The organism is Streptomyces sp. NPDC059787 (assembly GCF_042732315.1).
Lineage (GTDB): Bacteria > Actinomycetota > Actinomycetes > Streptomycetales > Streptomycetaceae > Streptomyces > Streptomyces atrovirens.
Window position 1 is genome coordinate 19492 of record NZ_JBHWHX010000054.1, and the last position, 23809, is coordinate 43300.

The 23809-nt window shown below is 70.9% G+C and carries 20 protein-coding genes; 15 read left to right on the top strand and 5 right to left on the bottom strand.

Features of this window, described 5'->3' with window-relative positions; translation table 11 throughout:
• The first annotated feature begins 64 nt into the window (after window positions 1–64).
• Entirely contained in the window at window positions 65–538 is a 474-nt protein-coding gene (aroQ, locus tag ACFV5H_RS32715; protein WP_385052025.1) for a type II 3-dehydroquinate dehydratase, read from the top strand.
• Window positions 539–546: 8 nt separating this feature from the next.
• Here the strand turns inward: aroQ and ACFV5H_RS32720 are convergent, their stop codons facing one another.
• Window positions 547–1203 (bottom strand): MBL fold metallo-hydrolase, encoded by a 657-nt coding sequence (locus tag ACFV5H_RS32720; protein WP_385198476.1) that lies wholly within the window; start codon window positions 1201–1203, stop codon window positions 547–549.
• Window positions 1204–1242: 39 nt separating this feature from the next.
• Window positions 1243–1932, bottom strand: coding sequence for a maleylpyruvate isomerase family mycothiol-dependent enzyme (locus ACFV5H_RS32725; protein ID WP_385198477.1), 690 nt, complete (start codon window positions 1930–1932; stop codon window positions 1243–1245).
• Between the two features lie 223 nt (window positions 1933–2155).
• Between ACFV5H_RS32725 and uvrA the strand changes: the two genes are divergently transcribed.
• Entirely contained in the window at window positions 2156–5185 is a 3030-nt protein-coding gene (uvrA, locus tag ACFV5H_RS32730) for an excinuclease ABC subunit UvrA (RefSeq protein ID WP_385052016.1), read from the top strand.
• A gap of 63 nt (window positions 5186–5248) precedes the next feature.
• On the opposite strand, the gene ACFV5H_RS32735 is transcribed toward uvrA, so the two are convergent.
• Complete coding sequence (locus ACFV5H_RS32735; RefSeq protein ID WP_385198478.1) at window positions 5249–6166, bottom strand: carbohydrate kinase; 918 nt, start codon at window positions 6164–6166, stop codon at window positions 5249–5251.
• A gap of 252 nt (window positions 6167–6418) precedes the next feature.
• Here ACFV5H_RS32735 and ACFV5H_RS32740 point away from each other — a divergent pair, with 252 nt between their 5' ends.
• Window positions 6419–6841: a Rieske (2Fe-2S) protein gene (locus ACFV5H_RS32740; protein ID WP_385052011.1), complete on the top strand. Its 423-nt coding sequence runs from the start codon at window positions 6419–6421 to the stop codon at window positions 6839–6841.
• A gap of 6 nt (window positions 6842–6847) precedes the next feature.
• Here the strand turns inward: ACFV5H_RS32740 and ACFV5H_RS32745 are convergent, their stop codons facing one another.
• Window positions 6848–7795 (bottom strand): hypothetical protein, encoded by a 948-nt coding sequence (locus ACFV5H_RS32745; RefSeq protein ID WP_385052008.1) that lies wholly within the window; start codon window positions 7793–7795, stop codon window positions 6848–6850.
• A gap of 204 nt (window positions 7796–7999) precedes the next feature.
• Complete coding sequence (locus ACFV5H_RS32750; RefSeq protein WP_385052006.1) at window positions 8000–8167, bottom strand: hypothetical protein; 168 nt, start codon at window positions 8165–8167, stop codon at window positions 8000–8002.
• A 169-nt stretch (window positions 8168–8336) separates the two neighbouring features.
• Here ACFV5H_RS32750 and uvrC point away from each other — a divergent pair, with 169 nt between their 5' ends.
• From uvrC to ACFV5H_RS32810, 12 genes are all read left to right on the top strand, one after another.
• Window positions 8337–10451 (top strand): excinuclease ABC subunit UvrC, encoded by a 2115-nt coding sequence (gene uvrC, locus ACFV5H_RS32755; protein ID WP_385198480.1) that lies wholly within the window; start codon window positions 8337–8339, stop codon window positions 10449–10451.
• Window positions 10448–11455: an RNase adapter RapZ gene (gene rapZ, locus ACFV5H_RS32760; RefSeq protein WP_385052000.1), complete on the top strand. Its 1008-nt coding sequence runs from the start codon at window positions 10448–10450 to the stop codon at window positions 11453–11455. Before uvrC ends, rapZ begins: the two co-directional genes overlap by 4 nt.
• Window positions 11452–12519: a uridine diphosphate-N-acetylglucosamine-binding protein YvcK gene (yvcK, locus tag ACFV5H_RS32765; RefSeq protein WP_385051997.1), complete on the top strand. Its 1068-nt coding sequence runs from the start codon at window positions 11452–11454 to the stop codon at window positions 12517–12519. Before rapZ ends, yvcK begins: the two co-directional genes overlap by 4 nt.
• Window positions 12510–13499, top strand: coding sequence for a DNA-binding protein WhiA (whiA, locus tag ACFV5H_RS32770; RefSeq protein ID WP_385051995.1), 990 nt, complete (start codon window positions 12510–12512; stop codon window positions 13497–13499). Before yvcK ends, whiA begins: the two co-directional genes overlap by 10 nt.
• Window positions 13500–13645: 146 nt before the next feature.
• Complete coding sequence (locus ACFV5H_RS32775; RefSeq protein ID WP_385198482.1) at window positions 13646–16600, top strand: M14 family zinc carboxypeptidase; 2955 nt, start codon at window positions 13646–13648, stop codon at window positions 16598–16600.
• Window positions 16601–16827: 227 nt separating this feature from the next.
• The gene (gene gap, locus ACFV5H_RS32780; protein WP_385198484.1) at window positions 16828–17835 is read left to right on the top strand and encodes a type I glyceraldehyde-3-phosphate dehydrogenase; all 1008 of its coding nucleotides are present in this window, start codon (window positions 16828–16830) and stop codon (window positions 17833–17835) included.
• A gap of 169 nt (window positions 17836–18004) precedes the next feature.
• Entirely contained in the window at window positions 18005–19216 is a 1212-nt protein-coding gene (locus ACFV5H_RS32785) for a phosphoglycerate kinase (protein WP_385051987.1), read from the top strand.
• Between the two features lie 5 nt (window positions 19217–19221).
• On the top strand, window positions 19222–19998 hold the full coding sequence (tpiA, locus tag ACFV5H_RS32790) for a triose-phosphate isomerase (RefSeq protein ID WP_385051985.1): 777 nt from the start codon (window positions 19222–19224) through the stop codon (window positions 19996–19998).
• A 101-nt stretch (window positions 19999–20099) separates the two neighbouring features.
• The gene (gene secG, locus ACFV5H_RS32795) at window positions 20100–20330 is read left to right on the top strand and encodes a preprotein translocase subunit SecG (protein WP_179167131.1); all 231 of its coding nucleotides are present in this window, start codon (window positions 20100–20102) and stop codon (window positions 20328–20330) included.
• 269 nt (window positions 20331–20599) lie between these two features.
• Window positions 20600–20887: an RNA polymerase-binding protein RbpA gene (locus ACFV5H_RS32800; protein WP_004002138.1), complete on the top strand. Its 288-nt coding sequence runs from the start codon at window positions 20600–20602 to the stop codon at window positions 20885–20887.
• Between the two features lie 210 nt (window positions 20888–21097).
• A complete protein-coding gene (gene pgi, locus ACFV5H_RS32805; RefSeq protein ID WP_385198485.1) occupies window positions 21098–22774 on the top strand; it encodes a glucose-6-phosphate isomerase in 1677 nt (558 codons plus the stop codon).
• Window positions 22775–22864: 90 nt separating this feature from the next.
• The gene (locus tag ACFV5H_RS32810; protein WP_385198486.1) at window positions 22865–23722 is read left to right on the top strand and encodes a hypothetical protein; all 858 of its coding nucleotides are present in this window, start codon (window positions 22865–22867) and stop codon (window positions 23720–23722) included.
• The last annotated feature ends 87 nt before the right edge of the window (window positions 23723–23809 follow it).

Consider the following 23809-nt stretch of genomic DNA (forward strand, 5'->3'; position numbering starts at 1 on the left):
TGATAAACCGGTCCGAGCAGCGGTTCCGGCGAGGACCGCCCCACCCCGACGGACCGGAGGAACCGTGCCCCGCAATCTGGCCAACGCCCCCATCATGATCCTCAACGGCCCCAACCTGAACCTGCTGGGACAGCGCCAGCCGGAGATCTACGGCTCCGACACGCTGGCCGACGTGGAGGCGATGTGCGCCAAGGCGGCGGCGGCACGGGGCGGCACGGTGGATCTGCGCCAGTCCAACCACGAGGGCCAGTTGGTGGACTGGATCCACGAGGCGCGGTCGAACCACTGCGGGATCGTCATCAACCCCGGCGCCTACTCGCACACCTCCGTCGCCGTCCTGGACGCCCTCAACGCCTGTGACGGCCTGCCCGTGATGGAGGTCCACATCTCCAACATCCACCGGCGCGAGTCCTTCCGGCACCACTCCTACGTCTCCCTGCGCGCCGACGGGGTCATCGCGGGATGCGGGGTGCAGGGGTACGTGTTCGCGGTGGAGCGGATCGCCGCGCTGGCCGGCCCCGGAGTGGCCGAGGCGTAAGCCCCGTCTCACCAGCCCCGCGCGCGCCACTCCGGCAGGTGCGGGCGTTCCGCGCCCAGGGTGGTGTCGTTGCCGTGCCCGGGATAGACCCAGGTCTCGTCCGGCAGAACCTCGAAGATCTTGGTCTCGACGTCATGGATCAGACTGGCGAACGCCTTCGGATCCTTGTGGGTGTTGCCCACACCGCCCGGGAACAGGCAGTCCCCGGTGAACACATGCGGATGCCCGTGGGGGTCGTCGTAGACGAGGGCGATGGAGCCGGGGGTGTGACCGACCAGACGGCGGGCGGTGAGTTCCACCCGGCCCACGCGGATGGTGTCGCCGTCGTCGACCGGCACGTCGGTCGGCACGGGGATGCCCTCGGCGTCCTCCCGGCCCGCGTGGGTGCGGGCGCCGGTGGCGGCGACGACCTCGGCGAGTGCCTGCCAGTGGTCGCCGTGCCGGTGGGTGGTGACGACGGACGCGATGCCGTCGTCACCGATCGTCCCCAGCAGGGTCCCCGCGTCGTTGGCCGCGTCGATCAGCAACTGCTCGTCGGTGGCCCGGCAACGCAGCAGATAGGCGTTGTTGTCCATGGGGCCGACCGCGACCTTGGTGATCATCAGGTCCTTGAGTTCGTGCACGTCGGCTGGGCCGCCGACCGTCACCCGACCGCTGTACGTCATGGCCGCCAGCCTATAGCGGGAACCCGCGTGGGACAGGTGCTACAGCGGGGGAAGCGACGGGAGATCGCCGCCCTTGACCGTCAGGGCGGCGCCGTCCCGGCGGCCGGCCAGCCAGCCGAGCAGGTCGGCGGCCGTCCCCTCGACCGCGACCGGGCCGCCGTCCGCCCCGCCGCCGGTCGTCCAGGTCCGGCCGTCCACGGCGGCCAGGGCGGTCGACGGCACGTCCGGGTGGCCGGCGAACCGTGCCGCGAGGAAGCCGATCTCCCGCTCCGTGAAGTCCGCCGGCAGGTCCTCCAGCTCGTAGCCGATCCCGAGGTCCACGTGGTGCAGCTCCACCTCGATCCACCGCCGGAACGGCACCCGCTCCGCCCGGTCCGTGACCCCGTTGCGCAGTTCCACCGTGCGCGACGGGTCCGCCGGGGCCGCGCCCACCGCGCGGAAGCGCTCCCCGCTCTCCCGCAGGTCGGCGAGGTGCGCGTCGAGGGGGCGCGGCGCGTCCCGCTCGATGTCGGCGTCCCGGGCCTCGCCGGAGACGTACATGGGCCGGCCCTCGAGGACGTTCGCCAGGGCGTCCGCGTTGCGGGCCAGGTGGGCCAGCACATGACCGCGGGTCCAGCCGGGCAGCCGTGACGACTGGGTCACAGCCGCGTTGTCCAGTGCGGCGACCGCGGTGAGCAGCCGCTCGGTCGCTGCTTGTACAGACGCCAGGTCATCAGCGTGATCAATCATGGTGCTGACCCTAGCTCCGTCACACCAACGGGTGAAGGTGGTGAAGCCGCGCCCTAAATCGAATGCACGTGCTATATGGTCGTGTTCGGCGTCGGGCATGCTGGAGAGCCGGGGTTTGTTGACAACCCGTGAATCCGAACCGGCGTTGTCAGTGGCTCCCCCTAGTCTGAGAAAGACGGGGGCCCCGCCCCTGTCACTTCTCTCAAGAAAGGTGCGGACCGGCGTGGCCGACCGTCTCATCGTCCGTGGAGCGCGCGAGCACAACCTCAAGAACGTCTCGCTCGATCTCCCGCGCGACTCGCTCATCGTCTTCACGGGCCTGTCGGGGTCGGGCAAGTCCTCGCTGGCCTTCGACACGATCTTCGCCGAGGGGCAGCGGCGCTACGTGGAGTCCCTCTCCTCGTACGCCCGGCAGTTCCTCGGCCAGATGGACAAGCCGGACGTCGACTTCATCGAGGGCCTCTCCCCGGCGGTCTCCATCGACCAGAAGTCGACCTCCCGCAACCCGCGCTCCACGGTCGGCACCATCACCGAGGTCTACGACTACCTGCGCCTGCTCTTCGCGCGCATCGGCAAGCCGCACTGCCCCGAGTGCGGCCGCCCGATCGCGCGCCAGTCGCCGCAGGCCATCGTCGACAAGGTCCTGGAACTGCCGGAGGGCAGCCGCTTCCAGGTGCTCTCCCCGCTGGTGCGCGAGCGCAAGGGCGAGTTCGTCGACCTGTTCGCCGACCTCCAGACCAAGGGCTACTCCCGCGCGCGGGTGGACGGCGAGACCGTCCAGCTCTCCAACCCGCCCACGCTGAAGAAGCAGGAGAAGCACACCATCGAGGTGGTCGTCGACCGCCTCACCGTCAAGGACAGCGCCAAGCGCCGCCTCACCGACTCCGTCGAGACCGCCCTCGGCCTGTCCGGCGGCATGGTCGTGCTCGACTTCGTCGACCTCCCCGAGGACGACCCCGAGCGCGAGCGCATGTACTCCGAGCACCTGTACTGCGCGTACGACGACCTGTCCTTCGAGGAGCTGGAGCCCCGCTCCTTCTCCTTCAACTCGCCCTTCGGCGCCTGCCCCGAGTGCACCGGCATCGGCACGCGCATGGAGGTCGACCCCGAGCTGATCGTCCCCGACCCGGACAAGAGCCTCGACGAGGGCGCCATCCACCCGTGGTCGCACGGCCACACCAAGGACTACTTCGGCCGCCTGATCGGCGCCCTCGCGGACGCGCTGGGCTTCCGTACCGACATCCCGTTCGCCGGACTGCCGCAGCGCGCCAAGAAGGCCCTGCTGCACGGCCACAAGACCCAGGTCGAGGTCCGCTACCGCAACCGCTACGGCCGCGAGCGCCGGTACACCACGGCCTTCGAGGGCGCCGTCCCCTTCGTCAAGCGCCGGCACAGCGAGGCCGAGAGCGACGCCAGCCGCGAGCGCTTCGAGGGCTACATGCGCGAGGTGCCCTGCCCCGCCTGTGAGGGCACCCGGCTCAAGCCGGTCGTCCTCGCCGTCACGGTCATGGGCAAGTCCATCGCCGAGGTCTCCGGGATGTCCATCAGCGACTGCGCGGACTTCCTGGGCGAACTGAAGCTCACCGCCCGCGACAAGAAGATCGCCGAGCGCGTGCTCAAGGAGGTCAACGAGCGGCTGCGGTTCCTGGTCGACGTCGGCCTGGACTACCTCTCGCTCAACCGCGCGGCGGGCACCCTCTCCGGCGGCGAGGCCCAGCGCATCCGCCTGGCCACCCAGATCGGCTCCGGACTCGTCGGCGTCCTCTACGTCCTCGACGAGCCCTCCATCGGCCTGCACCAGCGGGACAACCACCGGCTGATCGAGACCCTGGTCCGGCTGCGCGACATGGGCAACACGCTCATCGTCGTGGAGCACGACGAGGACACCATCAAGGTCGCCGACTGGATCGTCGACATCGGCCCCGGCGCCGGCGAGCACGGCGGCAAGGTCGTGCACAGCGGCTCCCTCAAGGAGCTGCTCGCCAACGCAGAGTCGCAGACCGGCCAGTACCTGTCCGGCAAGAAGGCCATCCCGCTGCCCGACGTCCGCCGCCCGCACGACCCGTCGCGCCGGCTCACGGTGCACGGCGCCCGCGAGAACAACCTCCAGGACATCGACGTGTCCTTCCCGCTGGGCGTCTTCACCGCGGTCACCGGTGTGTCCGGATCCGGCAAGTCCACGCTGGTCAACGACATCCTGTACACCCACCTCGCCCGCGAGCTGAACGGCGCGCGCAGCGTCCCCGGCCGGCACACGCGCGTGGACGGCGACGACCTCGTCGACAAGGTCGTCCACGTCGACCAGTCGCCCATCGGCCGCACCCCGCGCTCCAACCCGGCGACGTACACGGGTGTCTTCGACCACGTCCGCAAGCTGTTCGCCGAGACCACCGAGGCGAAGGTCCGCGGCTACATGCCGGGCCGCTTCTCCTTCAACGTCAAGGGCGGCCGCTGCGAGAACTGCGCGGGCGACGGCACCATCAAGATCGAGATGAACTTCCTCCCGGACGTGTACGTCCCGTGCGAGGTCTGCCACGGCGCCCGCTACAACCGGGAGACCCTGGAGGTCCACTACAAGGGCAAGTCCATCGCCGACGTCCTGAACATGCCGATCGAAGAGGCCATGAACTTCTTCGAGGCCGTTCCGGCCATCGCCCGCCACCTGCGGACGCTCAACGACGTCGGTCTCGGCTACGTCCGGCTCGGCCAGTCCGCGACCACCCTGTCCGGCGGTGAGGCACAGCGCGTGAAGCTCGCCAGCGAGCTGCAGAAGCGCTCCACCGGCCGCACTGTCTACGTCCTGGACGAGCCGACCACCGGTCTGCACTTCGAGGACATCAGCAAGCTGCTGAAGGTCCTGTCCGGCCTGGTCGAGAAGGGCAACACGGTCATCGTCATCGAGCACAACCTCGACGTGATCAAGACCGCCGACTGGGTCGTCGACATGGGCCCCGAGGGCGGTTCCGGCGGCGGCCTGGTCGTCGCGGAGGGCACCCCGGAGCAGGTCGCCGGCGTCCCGGCCAGCCACACCGGCAAGTTCCTGAGGGACATCCTGGGGGCGGAGCGGATCAGCGACGCCGCGCAGGCGCCGGCCCCGCGCAAGACGGCGGCGAAGAAGACGGTCGCCGCCAGGGCCACCACCAGGAAGACGGCCACCAAGGCGATCGACGGTACGGCCGAGAAGAAGACGGCCGCCAGGAAGCCGGCCACCAAGGCCGCCGCGAAGAAGACGACGCGGGCGACCAAGGCCTGACCGGCCCGCACTCCCACGCGCCGTGCCGCACGGAAACCCCGTGCCGCACGGCGCGTGCGTGCGTCAGACGGCCTCCGGCTCCAGCTCATGGGCGTACGGCGGTTCCGCGCCCGCGCGTGAGCAGGTGACCGCCGCCGCGCGCGCCGCGAAGCCGAGCAGGCCCGCCCAGCCCTCACCGCCCAGTGCGGCCACCCCCGCGTCACTGAGCGCGTCCCGCACCGCGAGTCCGTGCAGCAGCGCCGCGTTCACCGTGTCACCGGCGCCGATCGTGTCCACCACCTCGACCCGCTCACCCGGCACGGCGTACTCGCCGCCGTCGCGGGTGAACACGGTCAGCCCGTCCCCGCCCCGGGTGACCACGACCGCCGCCGGACCGGCCGCCAGCCACTCCTTCGGCGACCCGCCGAGCCACTCGGCGTCCTCCGCGGACAGCTTCAGCAGCGACACCGATGGCAGCCAGCTCCGGAACCGGGCCCGGTAGGCGTCGGCGTCGGGGATGAGACCCGCCCGGATGTTGGGGTCCAGCGCGGTGAAGACGCCCCGCGCGGAGGCGGTGCGCATCAGCTCCTCGTACGCGCTCGCGCCCGGCTCCAGCACGAGGGAACAGGTCCCGAAGGACACCGCGCGGGTGTCGGCCGGCAAGGTGCCGGGGGCCGTGAACAGGCGGTCCGCGGTCCCCTCCACATAGAAGGAGTACGCCGCCGAGCCGTCCGTGCCGACCGTGGCGACGGCCAGCGTCGTCGGCTCGTCGCCGCGCTGCACCGACGACACGTCCACGCCGGTCTCCCGCAGCCGGTCCAGCAGCGCCGTACCGAAGGCGTCGCGCGACACGCGGGAGCAGAACGCGGTGGGGGAGCCGAGGCGGCCCAGTGCCACCGCCGTGTTGAACGGGCCGCCGCCGAGCGCCGGCGTCAGCGCCGCGAGCGGGCCCGCGCCGCGCGGTACCAGGTCGATCAGTGCCTCACCGGCCACGACGATCACGAAGGGTTCCCTTCTCCGAAGGTCTCCGAAGGTCTCCGAAGGGCCGGGCTCCACGACCCGCCGACTCCGCACAGCCGTGCACCACGTGCCGCTTCTCGGGTGGGGACCGTATCCCATCCGCCGGACGTGCGTAAACGCTTGCGGACGCCTGCCCGGCCCCCCACGACAGCCCCCGCCCACAGCCGGAACGATCACTCCCGGTATCGTCCCCGATGTCCGCCCGCGCACCGCCGTCCCACCCGTGGAGCCCTCATGCCCACCCGCCGACCCGCCGCGACCCGCCGTACCGTCCTGCGAGGCGCGGCCCTGACCCCCGTGGCCGGACTGGGCCTCACCGCGTGCGGAAGCACCGAGAAGGGCGCCGCCCCGCTGACCGGCCCCGTCGAGCTGGGCCCCGAGAGCGAGGTCGCCGAGGACGGCGCGAAGCTGTACCGGGACCACAACGTCGTGGTCAGCCGGAGCGGGGACGGCACCCTCAAGGCGTACAACACCGTCTGCACCCACGCGGGATGCCCCATCAACAAGCTCGAGGGCACGAAGCTGATCTGCCCCTGCCACGGCAGCGAGTTCGACGCCACCACCGGCAAGGTGCTGCGCGAGCCGGCCGTGGCGCCTCTGAAGACGCTGGCCGTCGAGGTGAAGAACGGCACGCTGGTCGTCAGGCCGCAGACCTGACCGGGGTCACTCCCAGTCCCAGGCGATCCCCACGTAACCCGACCGCACGCGCGGTTCCACCAGGTGCACCGAGCGGTGACGCCCGCTGAGCACCAGCTCCTGGTGGCCGCCGCGCGGTGCCGCCGCCGAGTGCTGGGTGAACCGGTGGCAGCGCGCCGGGAGCGTCCCGGAGCCGAAGCACACCTGGAGCGCGTACTGGCCGCCGGGGGACTCCGTCCCGCGCACGTACTCGCGCGAGACACCCGCCGTGCCGTCCTCGACGGCGTAGCGGAAGAGGAAGGTGTCACCGGTCCGCAGCCGGGTGTCGAAGAGCAGTTCGGCCGCGAGCACCCCGGTCTCGTGGTGCCGGAGCACGCGCCCGGTACGGCAGTTCTCCAGCGCCCGCACGGTCATCCGCTCCGGCACGGCACCGGGGTCGCCGTGGTGGACGGCCACATAGCGGTCGACGCCGTCCCGGTAGGCACGCACGATGTGGTGCGACTCGCGCTCCGCCAGTTCGCGGCGCGCTCCGATCCGTATCCGCTCGTGGTGCCCCAGGGTGTGCAGCCCGCTGTCGCGCGGGGCGCCGAATTCGGCCAGCAGCCGTTCCCGTACGCCCGAGGCCTCGACCAGGGAGCGGTAGGACCGTCCGGGGGAGTGGCGGTCCGCCGTGGGCTCGTCCGGCTCGGCGAGCAGCCGGATCAGCGACTCCTCGGGCAGTCGCAGGATCTCCTCCAGCGCCCGTACGGCGCGCAGCGACTCCGGGCGCTGCGGGCGGCGGGCCCCCTGTTGCCAGTAGCTCAGACTGGTGACGCCGACCTTCACGCCGTGGCGCGACAGATGGTGCTGCACCCGTTGCAACGGCAGCCCCCGCGCGGCGATCGCCGCGCGCAGGGCGACGTGGAAGGGGCCGCCTTGCAGGGCCGAGTCCAGTTCCGCGGTGACGAGGTCCGCGTGCGGTGTGGCGTGCGGCATGCAGGGGCCTTTCTGTGAAGTCCGCGACGGCTGGTCGGGCCGTCGCGCGGGCACCCCGGAGCCGCCCCCCGCCGGCGCGGCGGAGTCTTCACATCCGTACGCCGCCGTTCAGGGCCCGGAGTTCCCCCGCATTGAAGCGTGTTGACCAAGTCCCGACAACACCTGACGCCCAACAGCGGCCCACGACGGCGGCACACGCCCTCCCTACGACGTGCCGGCCCCGTCCCCGCCCGCCGGCCGCGCCCGCAGGCGCTTCGCGCGCACGATGTCGGGATCGCGTGGGTCGAGGGAGCCGGCGAGGCCGGACGTCTCGTCCGCGTACCGGCGGGTGCGGGCCGGCCGTCGTGGTTTCTCGATCCGCGTCTGTCGCATCCGACCAGCCCTCCGACTCGTGACCGCCCTCGTGGCCGTCCGCCGATCACCCGAGGGACGGACCCCCCACCTTCCCGCTTCCCGTACGCCGTAACCCATCCGGACCCGGCCGGGGCCCGCCGTCCACAGGCCCGCCGCGGTGTCGGTCCCCGCCAGTAGGGTGTGAGACATGGCCGACCCCTCCAGCTACCGCCCCAAACCGGGTGAGATCCCCGACTCGCCGGGGGTCTACCGGTTCCGCGACGAGCACAGCCGGGTGATCTACGTCGGAAAGGCGAAGAGCCTGCGCCAGCGCCTGGCGAACTACTTCCAGGACCTGGCCGGGCTGCACCCGCGCACCCGCTCCATGGTCACCACGGCCGCCTCCGTGGAGTGGACGGTGGTGTCCACGGAGGTCGAGGCGCTCCAGCTGGAGTACTCCTGGATCAAGGAGTACGACCCCCGGTTCAACGTCAAGTACCGCGACGACAAGAGCTACCCGTACCTCGCGGTGACGATGAACGAGGAGTTCCCGCGCGTCCAGGTGATGCGCGGTCACAAGAAGAAGGGCGTACGGTACTTCGGCCCGTACACGCACGCGTGGGCGATCCGGGACACCGTGGACCTGCTGCTGCGCGTCTTCCCGGTGCGCACCTGCTCGGCCGGGGTCTTCAAGAACGCCGCCCGCACCGGCCGCCCCTGTCTGCTCGGCTACATCGACAAGTGCTCGGCGCCGTGCGTGGACCGCATCTCCGCCGAGGACCACCGCGCGCTGGCCGAGGAGTTCTCCGACTTCATGGCCGGCCGCACGGGCGCCTACCTGCGCCGTCTGGAGCGGCGGATGACGGAGGCGGCCGAGGAGATGGAGTACGAGCGGGCCGCGCGCCTGCGCGACGACATCGGGGCGCTGAAGAAGGCCATGGAGAAGAGCGCGGTCGTGCTCGCCGACGCGACCGACGCCGACCTGATCGCGGTCGCCGAGGACGAGCTGGAGGCCGCCGTCCAGATCTTCCACGTGCGCGGCGGACGCGTGCGCGGCCAGCGCGGCTGGGTCACCGACAAGGTCGAGGAGATCACCACCGGCGCCCTCGTCGAGCACGCGCTGCAGCAGCTCTACGGCGAGGAGACCGGCGACGCGGTCCCCCGGGAGGTCCTGGTCCCCGCCCTGCCCGACCCGGTGGAGCCGGTCCAGCAGTGGCTGACGGAGCGGCGCGGCTCCGGCGTCTCCCTGCGCATTCCGCAGCGCGGCGACAAGAGGGCCCTGATGGAGACCGTGGAGCGCAACGCCCAGCAGGCGCTCGTGCTGCACAAGACCAAGCGCGCCTCCGACCTGACCACGCGCTCGCGCGCGCTGGAGGAGATCACCGACGCCCTGGAGCTGGACAGCGCCCCGCTCAGGATCGAGTGCTACGACATCTCGCACCTCCAGGGCGACGACGTGGTGGCCTCCATGGTCGTCTTCGAGGACGGACTGGCCCGCAAGAGCGAGTACCGCCGCTTCCAGATCAAGGGTCGTGTCGGAGACACGCAGATCTGGCACGGCGCCGGTCAGGACGACGTCCGCTCCATGCACGAGGTGATCACCCGCCGCTTCCGGCGCTACCTCGCGGAGAAGGAGCGCACGGGGGAGTGGACCGACGGCGAGGACCCCGGCGCCGAAGGCCCCCCCGGAGGCCTCGCCGAGCCGCCCGAGAACACCCTCACGGAGGACGACGGCCGCCCCAGACGCTTCGCCTACCCGCCGCAGCTCGTCGTCGTCGACGGCGGCGCGCCGCAGGTCGCGGCGGCCCGGCGGGCGCTGGACGAGCTGGGCATCGACGACATCGCGGTGTGCGGCCTCGCCAAGCGGCTGGAGGAGGTCTGGCTGCCGGGCGAGACCGACCCGGTGGTGCTGCCGCGCACCAGCGAGGGCCTCTACCTGCTCCAGCGGGTCCGCGACGAGGCCCACCGGTTCGCCATCACCTACCAGCGCGTCAAGCGCGCCAAGCGCTTCCGCGCCGGCCCGCTGGACGACGTGCCCGGCCTCGGCGAGACCCGCAAGCAGGCGCTGATCAAGCACTTCGGTTCGGTGAAGAGGCTGCGATCGGCGACAATCGACCAGATCTGCGAGGTTCCGGGCATAGGCCGCAAGACGGCCGAGACGATCGTCGCGGCCCTCGACCGGGCGGCACCCGCCGCCCCCGCCGTGAACACGGCGACGGGCGAGATCATGGATGACACGGAAGAACCCGGGCAGGCGACGGGTTCTCCCGGGGAGCCCGTCACCACGGGCGCCCCGGACGAACGACGGGGGCAGGAGCGATGACCGAGCACGAGACGGGATCCGCGCCGGAGCGGGACCGGACACAGCAGCAGGAGGCGGGCGGGGACGGCACCGACCGGACCGCCCGCCAGGACGACGGAGCACAGGTGAGTACGGGCAAGGAAAAGGCCGGGGTGCCCGAGACGGCCATCCCCGAGCTGGTGATCATCTCCGGCATGTCCGGGGCCGGCCGTTCGACGGCCGCGAAGTGTCTGGAGGACCTCGGCTGGTTCGTCGTGGACAACCTGCCGCCCGCGCTGATCCCCACCATGGTGGAGCTCGGCGCGCGCTCCCAGGGCAACGTGGCGCGGATCGCGGTCGTCGTCGACGTCCGCGGCCGGCGCTTCTTCGACAACCTCCGCGAGTCCCTCGCCGACCTCGACTCGCGGGGCGTCACCCGGCGGACCGTCTTCCTGGAGTCCTCCGACGACGCCCTGGTGCGCCGCTTCGAGTCGGTGCGCCGCCCGCACCCCCTGCAGGGCGACGGCCGCATCGTCGACGGCATCGACGCCGAGCGGGAGCTGCTGCGCGAGCTGCGCGGCGACGCCGACCTGGTGATCGACACCTCCAGTCTCAACGTGCACGAGCTGCGCGCCAAGATGGACGCCCAGTTCGCCGGCGAGGAGGAGCCCGAGCTGCGGGCCACCGTCATGTCCTTCGGCTTCAAGTACGGCCTCCCGGTCGACGCCGACCTGGTCGTGGACATGCGGTTCCTGCCCAACCCGCACTGGGTCCCCGAGCTGCGCCCGTACACCGGCCTCAACGAGGAGGTGGCGTCGTACGTCTTCAACCAGCCCGGCGCCAAGGAGTTCCTCGACCGGTACGCGGAGATGCTGCGGCTGGTCGCCGCGGGCTACCGTCGTGAGGGCAAGCGCTACGTGACCATCGCCGTCGGCTGCACCGGCGGCAAGCACCGGTCGGTCGCCATGTCGGAGAAGCTCGCCGCCCGGCTCGTCGCCGAGGGCGTGGAGACGGTGGTGGTCCACCGGGACATGGGACGGGAATGACACCACGTACTCCGCGGCTGAGCCGGCTGCGCAGGGCGGTCCCCGAGGGGCGCGCGAGCCGGCCGGCCGAGACCCGTGGCGCGAGACCGCGCCGCCGGGGCGCCCAGCCCAAGGTCGTCGCCCTCGGCGGCGGCATGGGCCTGTCCGCCTCGCTCGCCGCGCTGCGCCGGATCACCGGCGACCTCACCGCCGTCGTCACCGTGGCCGACGACGGCGGCTCCAGCGGGCGCCTGCGCGACGAGCTGGGCGTGCTGCCGCCCGGCGACCTGCGCAAGGCCCTGGCCGCGCTGTGCGGCGACGACGACTGGGGCCAGACCTGGGCCCGCGTCATCCAGCACCGCTTCCAGTCCCGGGGCGACCTGCACGAGCACGCGGTCGGCAATCTGCTGATCGTCGCCCTGTGGGAGCAGCTCGGCGACCACGTCCAGGCCCTCGACCTGGTGGGCCGGCTGCTCGGCGCGCACGGGCGGGTGCTGCCCATGTCCGCCGTGCCGCTGGAGCTCCAGGCCCTGGTCAAGGGCCACGACCCGGAGCGGCCCGACGAGGTCGGCACCGTCCGCGGTCAGGCCACCGTCGCGCTCACGCCGGGAGAGGTGCAGTCCGTGCACCTCGTGCCGAACGACCCGCCCGCCGTCCCCGAGGCGGTCGCGGCGGTCCTCGACGCCGACTGGGTGGTGCTCGGTCCCGGCTCCTGGTTCTCCTCGGTCATCCCGCACCTGCTCGTGCCGGAACTGCTGGACGCCCTCATCGAGACCAAGGCGCGCCGGGTACTCTCCCTTAACCTCGCCCCGCAGCCAGGAGAAACCGAGGGCTTCTCCCCGCAGCGTCATTTGGAGGTTTTGGGACGACACGCCCCTAAACTCGCCCTGGACGTGGTGCTGGCCGACGAGGCCGCCGTGCCCGACCGCGACTCCCTGACCGATGCCGCCGAGCGGTTCGGCGCCGCGGTCGAGCTGGCCCCGGTGGCCAGGCCCGACGGAAGCCCCCGGCACGACCCGGAGCTGTTGGCCGCCGCGTACGACCGTATTTTTCGGATGCATGGAAGGATCGGCCCATGGCGATGACGGCAGCGGTGAAGGACGAGATCTCCCGGCTCCCCGTCACCCGTACCTGCTGCAGAAAGGCGGAGGTCTCCGCCATCCTGCGGTTCGCCGGCGGCCTCCACCTGGTGAGCGGGCGCATCGTGATCGAGGCGGAGCTGGACACCGCGATGGCGGCCCGCCGCCTCAAGCGGGACATCCTGGAGATCTTCGGCCACAGCTCCGAACTGATCGTGATGGCCCCGGGCGGACTGCGCCGCGGCTCGCGCTACGTCGTCCGGGTGGTCGCGGGCGGCGACCAGCTCGCCCGCCAGACGGGCCTGGTGGACGGCCGCGGCCGTCCGATCCGCGGTCTGCCCCCGCAGGTGGTCTCCGGGGCCACCTGTGACGCCGAGGCGGCCTGGCGCGGCGCCTTCCTGGCCCACGGTTCCCTCACCGAGCCCGGCCGCTCCTCCTCCCTGGAGGTGACCTGCCCCGGCCCCGAGGCCGCGCTCGCCCTGGTCGGTGCCGCCCGCCGGCTGTCGATCGCCGCCAAGGCGCGCGAGGTGCGCGGCGTGGACCGGGTCGTGGTCCGTGACGGCGACGCGATCGGCGCGCTGCTCACCCGGCTCGGCGCGCACGAGTCGGTGCTGGCCTGGGAGGAGCGCCGGATGCGCCGCGAGGTGCGCGCCACGGCGAACCGGCTGGCCAACTTCGACGACGCCAACCTCCGCCGCTCCGCCCGCGCGGCCGTGGCCGCCGGCGCCCGCGTCCAGCGCGCCCTGGAGATCCTCGCCGACGACGTCCCCGAGCACCTCGCCGCGGCCGGCCGGCTGCGCATGGAGCACAAGCAGGCCTCCCTGGAGGAGCTGGGCGCGCTCGCCGACCCGCCGCTCACCAAGGACGCCGTGGCCGGCCGTATCCGCCGGCTGCTGGCGATGGCCGACAAGCGCGCCTCCGACCTGGGCATCCCGGGCACGGAGGCCGGCATCGGCGAGGAGCTGGACGACAAGCTCATGGTCTGACAGGCGGTCAGTGGACCGGCGCCGGCGCCCACTCGGGTGACCGGCGCCGGTTTTCGCGTGTCGTGGTGGCACCCTTGACTCGATCATGTTGTGTCATGAGCCTGGCATCTGTTCGCTGCTGTGGCGGACCATTTCCAGGGGGGCTCATGAGACACAGAGCGAGATCGATCCTCGCTGTCGGCACGCTCCTGATCGGCGGAGCGAGCTTCGCACCCATCGCCCAGGCACAACCCGGAAACCCCACGGCCTCCGACACCGACGAGGTCAAGGTCTTCCGCGCCGACGTCACCAAGCAGCAGGTGTCCCTGCTGCTCGCGGCGGGGCAGGACGGCCACGAACTCGGTGAGCGGGTGCCCGACAAGGGCACGGCCACCGTGGAGGTCTACCTCACCGAGGGGCAGGCCGAAAAGCTGGAGGAACAGGGCGTCGACCTCACCGAGCACGCGCTCTCCGCCCGCGCGGAGACCCGCGTCGAGGACGCCGCCGAGGGCGTGTTCCGCCCGTACAGCGGAGCGGGCGGCCTGCGGGAGGAGATCCTGCGCACCGCGCGGGAGAACCCCGACCTCACCAAGGTCGTCTCCATCGGAAAGACGGTCAAGGGCCAGGACATCCTCGCCCTGAAGCTCACCAAGAAGGCCAAGAAGACCAAGGACGGCTCCAAGCCCTCGGTCCTCTACATGTCGAACCAGCACGCGCGCGAGTGGATCACGCCGGAGATGACCCGGCGGCTGATGCACCACTACCTGGACTCGTACCGCACGGACAAGCGGATCAAGAAGATCGTGGACACCACGGAACTGTGGTTCGTCCTCTCCGCCAACCCCGACGGCTACGACTACACCTTCGCCGACGACGACAACCGCCTCTGGCGCAAGAACCTGCGGGACGTCAACGGCGACGGCGTCATCAGCACCGGCGACGGCGTCGACCTCAACCGCAACTTCCCCTACAAGTGGGGCTACGACGACGAGGGCTCGTCCCCCAACCCCACCAGCCAGACCTACCGCGGCGCGACCCCGGGCTCCGAGCCCGAGACCAAGGCCGTCGACGCCTTCGAGAAGCGCATCGGCTTCACCTACGGCATCAACTACCACTCCGCGGCCGAACTCCTCCTCTACGGGGTCGGCTGGCAGGTGGCCACGCCGACCCCCGACGACGTCCTCTACGAGGCCCTCGCCGGCACGCCCGACAACTCCGCGATCCCCGGCTACCACCCGCAGCTGTCCTCCGAGCTGTACACCACCAACGGTGAGGCCGACGGCCACGCGGCCAACGTCAACGGCATGGCGATGTTCACCCCCGAGATGTCGACCTGCCAGACCGTCTCCGAAGCCGACCCCGACGACGAGTGGAACGCGAGCGACTGCCAGTCGGGCTTCAACTTCCCCGACGACGAGAAGCTGATCCAGCAGGAGTTCGCGAAGAACATCCCGTTCGCGCTCTCCGTCGCCGAGACCGCCGCCCACCCCGACCGGCCGTCCTCCTCCGTCGGCCTGGAGGCCGCGGACTTCACCCCGGCGGCCTTCGGCACGTCGTACGCGCGCGGCGCCGACCAGGAGGTCTCCGTCGTCGTCCGCAGGGCCGTGCGCGACAAGGAGCTCAAGTACCGCGTCAACGGCGGCCGTACGCACGACGCGGACCTCGAACGGTGGAAGGGCGGCGAGCGGTACGGCGGTGAGGACAACCTCTACTTCGACGAGTACCGGGCCGAGGTGAGGCACGCGGACCCGGGCGACAAGGTCGAGGTGTGGTTCACCGGCGAGGCCCGCGGGGGCCGGGACGTCTCCAGTGAGCACTTCACCTACACCGTCGCCGAACGGCCCCGCGCGGACGTCCTCGTCGTCTCCGAGGAGGGCGCGAAGGCCACCCAGACCCAGAAGTACGTCGACGCGCTGAAGGCCAACGGCCGCCGCGCGGCGGTCTGGGACGTCGCCGAGCAGGGCACCCCTGACGCGCTCGGCGTGCTGAGCCACTTCGACACGGTCGTCCACCACACCGGCGCCGCCACCCCGGGCATCGCCACCCAGCTCCAGCTGCGGGCCTTCCTCAACGAGGGCGGCCGGCTGATCGAGGCGGGCGAGCAGGCCGGCGGCAGCGTCGACCTCGGCGGCGGCACGCTGTCCGACGACTTCAGCCAGTACTACCTGGGCGCCTACTCGCGCACCTCCACCCCGGGGGCCACGGCGTTCACCGGCTCCGGCGGCCTGGGCGGCTTCACCGGCCCGCTCGGCGACGCACCCGGCAACCCGCTGGACAAGGCCGGCACCTACGGCGTCACCTCCGACGAACTGCCCGCCGACACGTACCCGCAGTTCGCGAGCGCCGGCGCCGGACAGTTCCCCGGCACGGTCAACCCGTACGGGCCCTACGCCGGCTCCTCCATGGCCGCCGCCGTGCACACCGACGACGGCTACAAGCGCCTCACCCGCACCATCGACCTCACCGGCACCGCCGCGGCCGACAGGCCCACCCTGCGCACCCAGCTCCTGTGGGACACCGAGCCGGGCTACGACAACGTCATCGTCGAGGCGCACACCACCGGCGCCGACGACTGGACGACCCTGCCCGAGGCCGGCGGCGCGACCCGCACCACCGTGCCGGCCGAGTGCGCGGCCGGGTTCTACATGGGCGAGCACCCCTGGCTGGAGCACTACCTGACCCTGGGCGACGGCAGCTGCGCGGCGACCGGTACCACCGGCGCCTGGAACAGCCTCACCGGCTCCTCCAGCGGCTGGCAGCAGGTGGAGTTCGACCTGAGCGCCTACGCCGGGAAGACGGTCGAGGTCTCCCTCGCCTACGTCACCGACCCGGGCAGCGGCGGCCACGGCGTCCTCGCCGACCAGGCCTCGCTCGTGGTCGGCGGCACCGCGGCCGACACCGAGGGCTTCGAGAGCTCGCTCGGCGCCTGGACGGTCTCCGGACCGCCCGCGGGCAGCCCGGCCGTCCTGAAGGACTGGACGCGCACCGGGGCGCTGTTCCAGACCTACGGAGCGGTCACCACCGGCGACACCGTGCTGCTGGGCTTCGGCCTGGAGCACCTCACCTCCGCGGCCGACCGGACCGCGCTGCTGAGGAAGGCGCTGGCCGCCCTGGACGGGTGACACCTCGCGTCAACGCACACTGACGATCCGTGACGAAATCGAGTGACGGCGGAGCGTCGGACGGGGCGGTCCGCACCCTACTGACGGGTACGGACCGCCCTGCCGGGTATGGGGCAACTCGATGTCACGGCCGGGGCCCCGGAGAGGTAGGGTCGGCAGTGGTCGGGGACATCCCAAATACAGCTCGCCGGCACATCGGGCCGGCGTACCAACGAGGAGATCGGTTCGTGACGATCCGCGTAGGCATCAACGGCTTTGGCCGCATCGGTCGCAACTACTTCCGCGCGCTGCTGGAGCAGGGCGCGGACATCGAGATCGTGGCTGTCAACGACCTGGGTGACACCGCGACCACCGCCCACCTGCTGAAGTACGACACCATCCTGGGCCGCCTCAAGCAGGAGGTCACCCACACCGCCGACACGATCACCGTCGACGGCAAGACGATCAAGGTGCTCTCCGAGCGCAACCCCGCCGACATCCCGTGGGGCGAGCTGGGCGTCGACATCGTCATCGAGTCGACCGGCATCTTCACCAAGAAGGAAGACGCCGAGAAGCACATCACCGGCGGCGCCAAGAAGGTCATCATCTCCGCCCCGGCGAAGAACGAGGACATCACCCTCGTCATGGGCGTCAACCACGAGCAGTACGACGCGGCCAACCACCACGTCATCTCCAACGCCTCCTGCACCACCAACTGTGTGGCGCCGATGGCGAAGGTGCTCGACGAGAACTTCGGCATCGTCAAGGGTCTGATGACCACGGTGCACGCGTACACGAACGACCAGCGCATCCTGGACTTCCCGCACAAGGACCTGCGTCGCGCGCGTGCCGCCGCCGAGAACATCATCCCGACCACCACCGGTGCCGCCAAGGCCACCGCCCTGGTGCTCCCGCAGCTCAAGGGCAAGCTGGACGGCATGGCCATGCGCGTCCCGGTCCCGACCGGCTCGGTCACCGACCTGGTCGTCGAGCTCTCCCGCGAGGTCACCAAGGAAGAGGTCAACGCCGCCTTCCAGAAGGCCGCCGAGGGCGAGCTGAAGGGCTACCTCGAGTACACCGAGGACGAGATCGTCTCCTCCGACATCGTCAACGCCCCGGCGTCCTGCACCTTCGACTCGTCCCTGACCATGGTCCAGGACGGCAAGAGCGTGAAGGTCATCGGCTGGTACGACAACGAGTGGGGCTACAGCAACCGCCTCGTCGACCTGACGGTCTTCGTGGGCAACCAGCTCTGATCGCGGAGCGGGCAGCCTGATATGAGTGCAGGGCTCGGCCGGTGCGGCAACGCGCTGGCCGAGCCCTGACGCACGTATCGGAACGGTCGCCCTCTTTCGATCACGAGCGATCACGAGCGATCACGAGCGAACACGTCGCTGAACATGTCGCTCTAGCCAGGGAGCCCTTATGAAGACGATCGACGAACTCCTCTCCGAAGGCGTCGCGGGCAAGCGGGTCTTCGTCCGCGCCGACCTCAACGTGCCGCTGGACGGCACCACCATCACCGACGACGGCCGTATCCGCGCCGTGCTGCCCACCGTCAAGGCCCTCGCCGAGGCGGGCGCCCGCGTGGTCGTCGCCTCCCACCTGGGCCGCCCCAAGGGCGCCCCGGACCCCGCCTTCTCGCTCGCCCCGGCCGCCGCGCGCCTCGGTGAACTCCTCGGCGCCGACGTCGCGTTCGCGACCGACACCGTCGGCGAGTCCGCGACCGCCACCGTCGCGGGACTGGCCGACGGACAGGCCGCGGTCATCGAGAACCTGCGCTTCAACGCCGGTGAGACCTCCAAGGACGACGCCGAGCGCGGCGCCTTCGCCGATCAGCTCGCCGCCCTCGCCGACCTGTACGTGGGCGACGGCTTCGGCGCGGTGCACCGCAAGCACGCCTCGGTCTTCGACCTCCCGGCGCGGCTGCCGCACTACGCCGGTCACCTCATCGCCACCGAGGTCGGCGTCCTGACGAAGCTCACCGCCGACGTCAAGCGGCCCTACGTCGTCGCCCTCGGCGGCGCCAAGGTCTCCGACAAGCTCGCCGTCATCGACGAGCTGCTCGGCAAGGCCGACCGCATCCTCATCGGCGGCGGCATGGCGTACACCTTCCTCAAGGCCCAGGGCCACGAGATCGGCACGTCCCTGCTGCAGGAGGACCAGATCCCGGCCGTCCTGGAGTACCTGGAGCGCGCCGAGAAGAACGGCGTCGAGCTGCTGCTGCCCGTCGACACGCTGGTCGCCGCGGAGTTCCCCGACATGAAGACCAAGGCGCCGTCCCACCCCACCAACGTCGCCGCGGACGCCATCCCGGCCGGCCACATGGGCCTGGACATCGGTCCGGAGACCCGCAAGCTGTACGCCTCGAAGCTCGCCGACGCCGCCACCGTCTTCTGGAACGGCCCCATGGGCGTCTTCGAGCACCCCGATTACGCCGAGGGCACCAAGGCGGTCGCCCAGGCCCTCATCGACTCCCCGGGCTTCACCGTGGTCGGCGGCGGCGACTCCGCCGCGGCCGTCCGCATCCTGGGCTTCGACGAGCAGGCATTCGGCCACATCTCGACCGGCGGCGGCGCCTCCCTCGAATACCTCGAGGGCAAGACGCTCCCCGGCCTCGCCGCACTGGAGGACTGACCTCAATGACCACCCGCACGCCGCTGATGGCGGGCAACTGGAAGATGAACCTCAACCACCTCGAGGCCATCGCCCACGTCCAGAAGCTCGCCTTCGCCCTCGCCGACAAGGACTACGAGGCCGTCGACGTCGCCGTCCTGCCGCCCTTCACCGACCTGCGCTCCGTGCAGACCCTGGTCGACGGCGACAAGCTGAAGATCACGTACGGCGCCCAGGACATCTCGGCGCACGACGGCGGCGCCTACACCGGCGAGATCTCCGGCCCGATGCTGGCCAAGCTGAAGTGCACGTACGTCGCCGTCGGGCACTCCGAGCGCCGGCAGTACCACGCCGAGACCGACGAGATCGTGAACGCCAAGGTGAAGGCCGCCTACAAGCACGGCATCACCCCCATCCTCTGCGTCGGCGAGGAGCTGGAGGTCCGCGAGGCGGGCAACCACGTCTCCCACACCCTCGCCCAGGTCGAGGGCGGTCTGAAGGACCTCCCGGCCGAGCAGGCCGAGACGGTCGTGATCGCCTACGAGCCGGTGTGGGCCATCGGTACCGGCAAGGTCTGCGGCGCCGAGGACGCCCAGGAGGTCTGCGCGGCCATCCGGGGCAAGCTCGCCGAGCTGTACAGCCAGGAGCTGGCCGACAAGGTCCGCATCCAGTACGGCGGCTCCGTCAAGTCCGGCAACGTCGCCGAGATCATGGCGCAGGCCGACATCGACGGCGCCCTGGTCGGCGGTGCCTCGCTGGACTCCGACGAGTTCGTCAAGATCGTTCGTTTCCGCGACCAGTGAGTATGCGCTAGCAGCGATCCGTCGTACCCTTGCGGGGTCCAGCACTGCGCTGGGCCCCGCGTCGTCCATCCGAATCCGAGGAAGTTGGTCCAGCCGTGGTTATGGGGTTCTCCATCGCCCTGATCGTCTTCAGCCTGCTGCTGATGCTGCTGGTGCTGATGCACAAGGGGAAGGGCGGCGGCCTCTCCGACATGTTCGGTGGTGGCATGCAGTCCTCCGTCGGCGGCTCCTCGGTCGCCGAGCGCAACCTCGACCGGATCACCCTCGTGGTCGGTCTGCTCTGGTTCGCGTGCATCGTCGTGCTGGGCATCACCATGAAGGTCAGCAACTGACCCGAGGGCGCGTCAGGCACCCATTCCCCAAGCATTCCGCACGTAAGGCCCCATGTTCGGTACGCGCAGCAGAGCGCGGCCTATCATGGGGCCTGCGTCTGGATACGGGGGCGGTAACTCCCCACACTGGACGTGCGTTGGGCCTTACGTAGACTGAGGCGCTCGCAGCGAAGCGGCACGCCGACTCGCTTCGCGGCACCATCACGCAGGGAGTTACGACCGTGGCAAGTGGCAACGCGATCCGGGGAAGCCGGGTCGGGGCGGGCCCGATGGGCGAGGCCGAGCGCGGCGAGTCCGCGCCCCGGCTGCGCATCTCCTTCTGGTGCTCCAACGGGCACGAGACGCAGCCGAGCTTCGCGAGCGACGCGCAGGTGCCCGATACCTGGGACTGCCCCCGCTGCGGATTCCCGGCCGGCCAGGACCGCGACAACCCGCCGGACCCGCCGCGCACCGAGCCCTACAAGACGCACCTCGCCTATGTGCGGGAGCGGCGCAGCGACGCGGACGGCGAGGCGATCCTCGCGGAAGCCCTCGCAAAGCTGCGAGGCGAGATCTGAGCGCTCCGCGGGGCAGTACGGCGTCTGCGGCGCCGTCGTGGCCGGTCGCGCCCACGCGGTGGTAGCCGCACGTCGGTACGGTCCCGCGCCCCTTCGGGGCGCTTCCGAACCGTAGCGATTTCCTTTCGTCTTCTCCTTCCGTTCTGTTCATTCCTGATCAATTAGGTTGGACACAGCGGGGCCACCCAAGGAAGAAGGCTGAAGTCCGAGATGAACGCAGACGGTCGTACCAGGCTCAACCAGATGCCCGAGTGGACCGCACTGGCCAAGCACCGTGAGGAGCTCGGCGAGGTGCGGCTGCGCGAGCTGTTCGCCGCCGACCCCGACCGCGGCACCGGGTACACCCTCCGGGTCGGCGACCTGTACGTCGACCACTCCAAGCACCTGGTCACCGACGAGACGCTGCGGCTGCTGCGCGAGTTGGCCGTCGCCACCGATGTGTTCGGGCTGCGCGACGCCATGTTCCGCGGCGAGAAGATCAACACCACCGAGGACCGGGCCGTCCTGCACACCGCCCTGCGCGCCCCTCGGGACGCGGTGGTCGAGGTGGACGGGGAGAACGTCGTCCCGGCCGTGCACGCCGTGCTCGACCGGATGGCCGACTTCGCCGGCCGCGTCCGCTCCGGCGAGTGGACCGGTCACACCGGCAAGCGCATCCGCAACGTCGTCAACGTCGGCATCGGCGGCTCCGACCTGGGCCCCGCCATGGCGTACGAGGCGCTGCGCGCCTTCACCGACCGCTCGCTGACCTTCCGGTTCGTGTCCAACGTGGACGGCGCCGACCTGCACGAGGCGACCCGCGACCTGGACCCGGCGGAGACGCTGTTCATCGTCGCCTCCAAGACCTTCACCACCATCGAGACGGTCACCAACGCCACCTCCGCGCGGACCTGGCTGCTGAACGCCCTCAAGGACGAGGCCGCCGTCGCCAGGCACTTCGTCGCCCTGTCGACGAACGCTGGGAAGGTCGCCGACTTCGGCATCGACACGGCGAACATGTTCGAGTTCTGGGACTGGGTCGGCGGACGCTACTCCTTCGACTCCGCGATCGGCCTGTCGCTGATGATCGCCATCGGCCCGGACCGCTTCCGGGAGATGCTCGACGGGTTCCGGATCGTCGACGAGCACTTCCGCACCGCCCCGGCCGAGTCCAACGTGCCGCTGCTGATGGGTCTGCTGGGCGTCTGGTACGGCAACTTCCACGACGCGCAGTCGCACGCGGTACTGCCGTACTCGCACTACCTGTCGAAGTTCACCGCCTACCTCCAGCAGCTCGACATGGAGTCCAACGGCAAGTACGTCGGCCGGGACGGGCACGAGGTCGACTGGCAGACGGGACCGGTGGTGTGGGGCACGCCGGGCACCAACGGGCAGCACGCCTACTACCAGTTGATCCACCAGGGTACGAAGCTGATCCCGGCGGACTTCATCGGCTTCGCCGAGCCCGTCGCCGAGCTGGGCGACGAACTCAAGGCCCAGCACGACCTGCTGATGGCCAACTTCTTCGCCCAGACCCAGGCCCTCGCCTTCGGCAAGACCCCCGAGGAGGTGCGCGGCGAAGGGGTGCCGGAGGAACTGGTCCCGCACAAGACGTTCAAGGGCGACCACCCCACGACCACGATCCTCGCGCGCGAGCTCACGCCGTCCGTGCTCGGCCAGCTCGTCGCGCTCTACGAGCACAAGGTGTTCGTGCAGGGCGCCGTCTGGAACATCGACTCCTTCGACCAGTGGGGCGTCGAACTCGGCAAGGTCCTCGCCAAGCGCGTCGAACCCGCCCTCACCGAGACGTCGACATCAGCCGCTGACGCGGCGGGCTCCGTGCCGGGCCTGGACGCCTCCACCAAGGCCCTCGTCGCCACCTACCGGGAGCTGCGCGGACGGCGGTGAGCCCGGTGCGGGAAAGCGGGCGGCGTGACGCCGTCCGCTTCCCGTAGAATCCCCCGCGATCATCACAGCGAGCGCTCGGGGGAGCACAAGGTGACACGTACGTCCGGGAGTTGGACCGGCGGCACGCTGAGGGTCCGGACCTTCCTGAAACCCCATCACGTCGCGAGGGCGGTGTTCCACCCCGCGTGGATCCCGCAGTCGCTCGACCCGTCCATCGAGCGGCTCAAGCGCTTCAGGGTCATCGCCGGGGCGATCGCCTCCGTCGGCGTCTACACCGTCCTGGAGGGCGGCTTCGACGTCACGGAGCTGCTGGAGAACGCGCTGACCGCCTCGGCGGTGCTGCTGTTGCTCACCCCGCTGACGGTCGGGGTGATGCTCTTCGTCTGGCGGCGCACCGGCACCGTGCGCCAGCTTCGGGTGCCGCTGCTCAACTCCCTCAAGCTGCTCCTGCTGTTCATCGGCTGCGTGGTGGCGATGGTGGTGCTGGTGCAGTGGACGAACGGCTCGAACAGCATGTTCGCGATCATGGGCGTCGGTCTGACGATGATGTGGATGCTCGTCTTCGTGGCCTCCGGGGCCGTACGGGTCTCCGGCAACTTCTTCGGCACGGCCGCCGTGCACCGCTGTCTGCCGGCGCTGCTGGCCACGGTGACCAGTTGGCTGATGGCGATCCCGGACCTCGTCACCGGCGATCTGCACGGGCTCAGCCTCACCATGGGCATCGTCTTCATCCTGGGCGCCCCGGTGACCGTCACGGCGATCGCCCTGGCGGAGACGGGCCGGCTGAAGCGGCGCTACGGCATCCGGCTGGGCGCCCACCCGTCGAGCCTTCCGCCGCTCCCGGGCCCCGTCCCGCCGATGCCGCCGATGCCGCCGACCATGCCGCCGACGGGACTGCCCCACGTACCGCCTCAGGGGAACCCCTACGTCCGCGGTTGGGGCAGCTGACGCCGTCGCGCCAGGTGTGTTTTCGCCCCCGCCGCCCCTTCCCGTCCCGAACCTGGGGCTCCGCCCCAGACCCCGCTCCTCAGACGC

Excerpts from the sequence above, each read along its gene's own strand:
- ACFV5H_RS32720 (WP_385198476.1), bottom strand. The coding sequence starts at position 1,203 with ATGACGTACAGCGGTCGGGTGACGGTCGGCGGCCCAGCCGACGTGCAC.
- ACFV5H_RS32725 (WP_385198477.1), bottom strand. The coding sequence starts at position 1,932 with ATGATTGATCACGCTGATGACCTGGCGTCTGTACAAGCAGCGACCGAG.
- ACFV5H_RS32740 (WP_385052011.1), top strand. The coding sequence starts at position 6,419 with ATGCCCACCCGCCGACCCGCCGCGACCCGCCGTACCGTCCTGCGAGGC.
- ACFV5H_RS32745 (WP_385052008.1), bottom strand. The coding sequence starts at position 7,795 with ATGCCGCACGCCACACCGCACGCGGACCTCGTCACCGCGGAACTGGAC.
- ACFV5H_RS32750 (WP_385052006.1), bottom strand. The coding sequence starts at position 8,167 with ATGCGACAGACGCGGATCGAGAAACCACGACGGCCGGCCCGCACCCGC.
- uvrC (WP_385198480.1), top strand. The coding sequence starts at position 8,337 with ATGGCCGACCCCTCCAGCTACCGCCCCAAACCGGGTGAGATCCCCGAC.
- rapZ (WP_385052000.1), top strand. The coding sequence starts at position 10,448 with ATGACCGAGCACGAGACGGGATCCGCGCCGGAGCGGGACCGGACACAG.
- yvcK (WP_385051997.1), top strand. The coding sequence starts at position 11,452 with ATGACACCACGTACTCCGCGGCTGAGCCGGCTGCGCAGGGCGGTCCCC.
- whiA (WP_385051995.1), top strand. The coding sequence starts at position 12,510 with ATGGCGATGACGGCAGCGGTGAAGGACGAGATCTCCCGGCTCCCCGTC.
- ACFV5H_RS32775 (WP_385198482.1), top strand. The coding sequence starts at position 13,646 with ATGAGACACAGAGCGAGATCGATCCTCGCTGTCGGCACGCTCCTGATC.
- ACFV5H_RS32785 (WP_385051987.1), top strand. The coding sequence starts at position 18,005 with ATGAAGACGATCGACGAACTCCTCTCCGAAGGCGTCGCGGGCAAGCGG.
- tpiA (WP_385051985.1), top strand. The coding sequence starts at position 19,222 with ATGACCACCCGCACGCCGCTGATGGCGGGCAACTGGAAGATGAACCTC.
- secG (WP_179167131.1), top strand. The coding sequence starts at position 20,100 with ATGGGGTTCTCCATCGCCCTGATCGTCTTCAGCCTGCTGCTGATGCTG.
- ACFV5H_RS32800 (WP_004002138.1), top strand. The coding sequence starts at position 20,600 with ATGGGCGAGGCCGAGCGCGGCGAGTCCGCGCCCCGGCTGCGCATCTCC.
- pgi (WP_385198485.1), top strand. The coding sequence starts at position 21,098 with ATGAACGCAGACGGTCGTACCAGGCTCAACCAGATGCCCGAGTGGACC.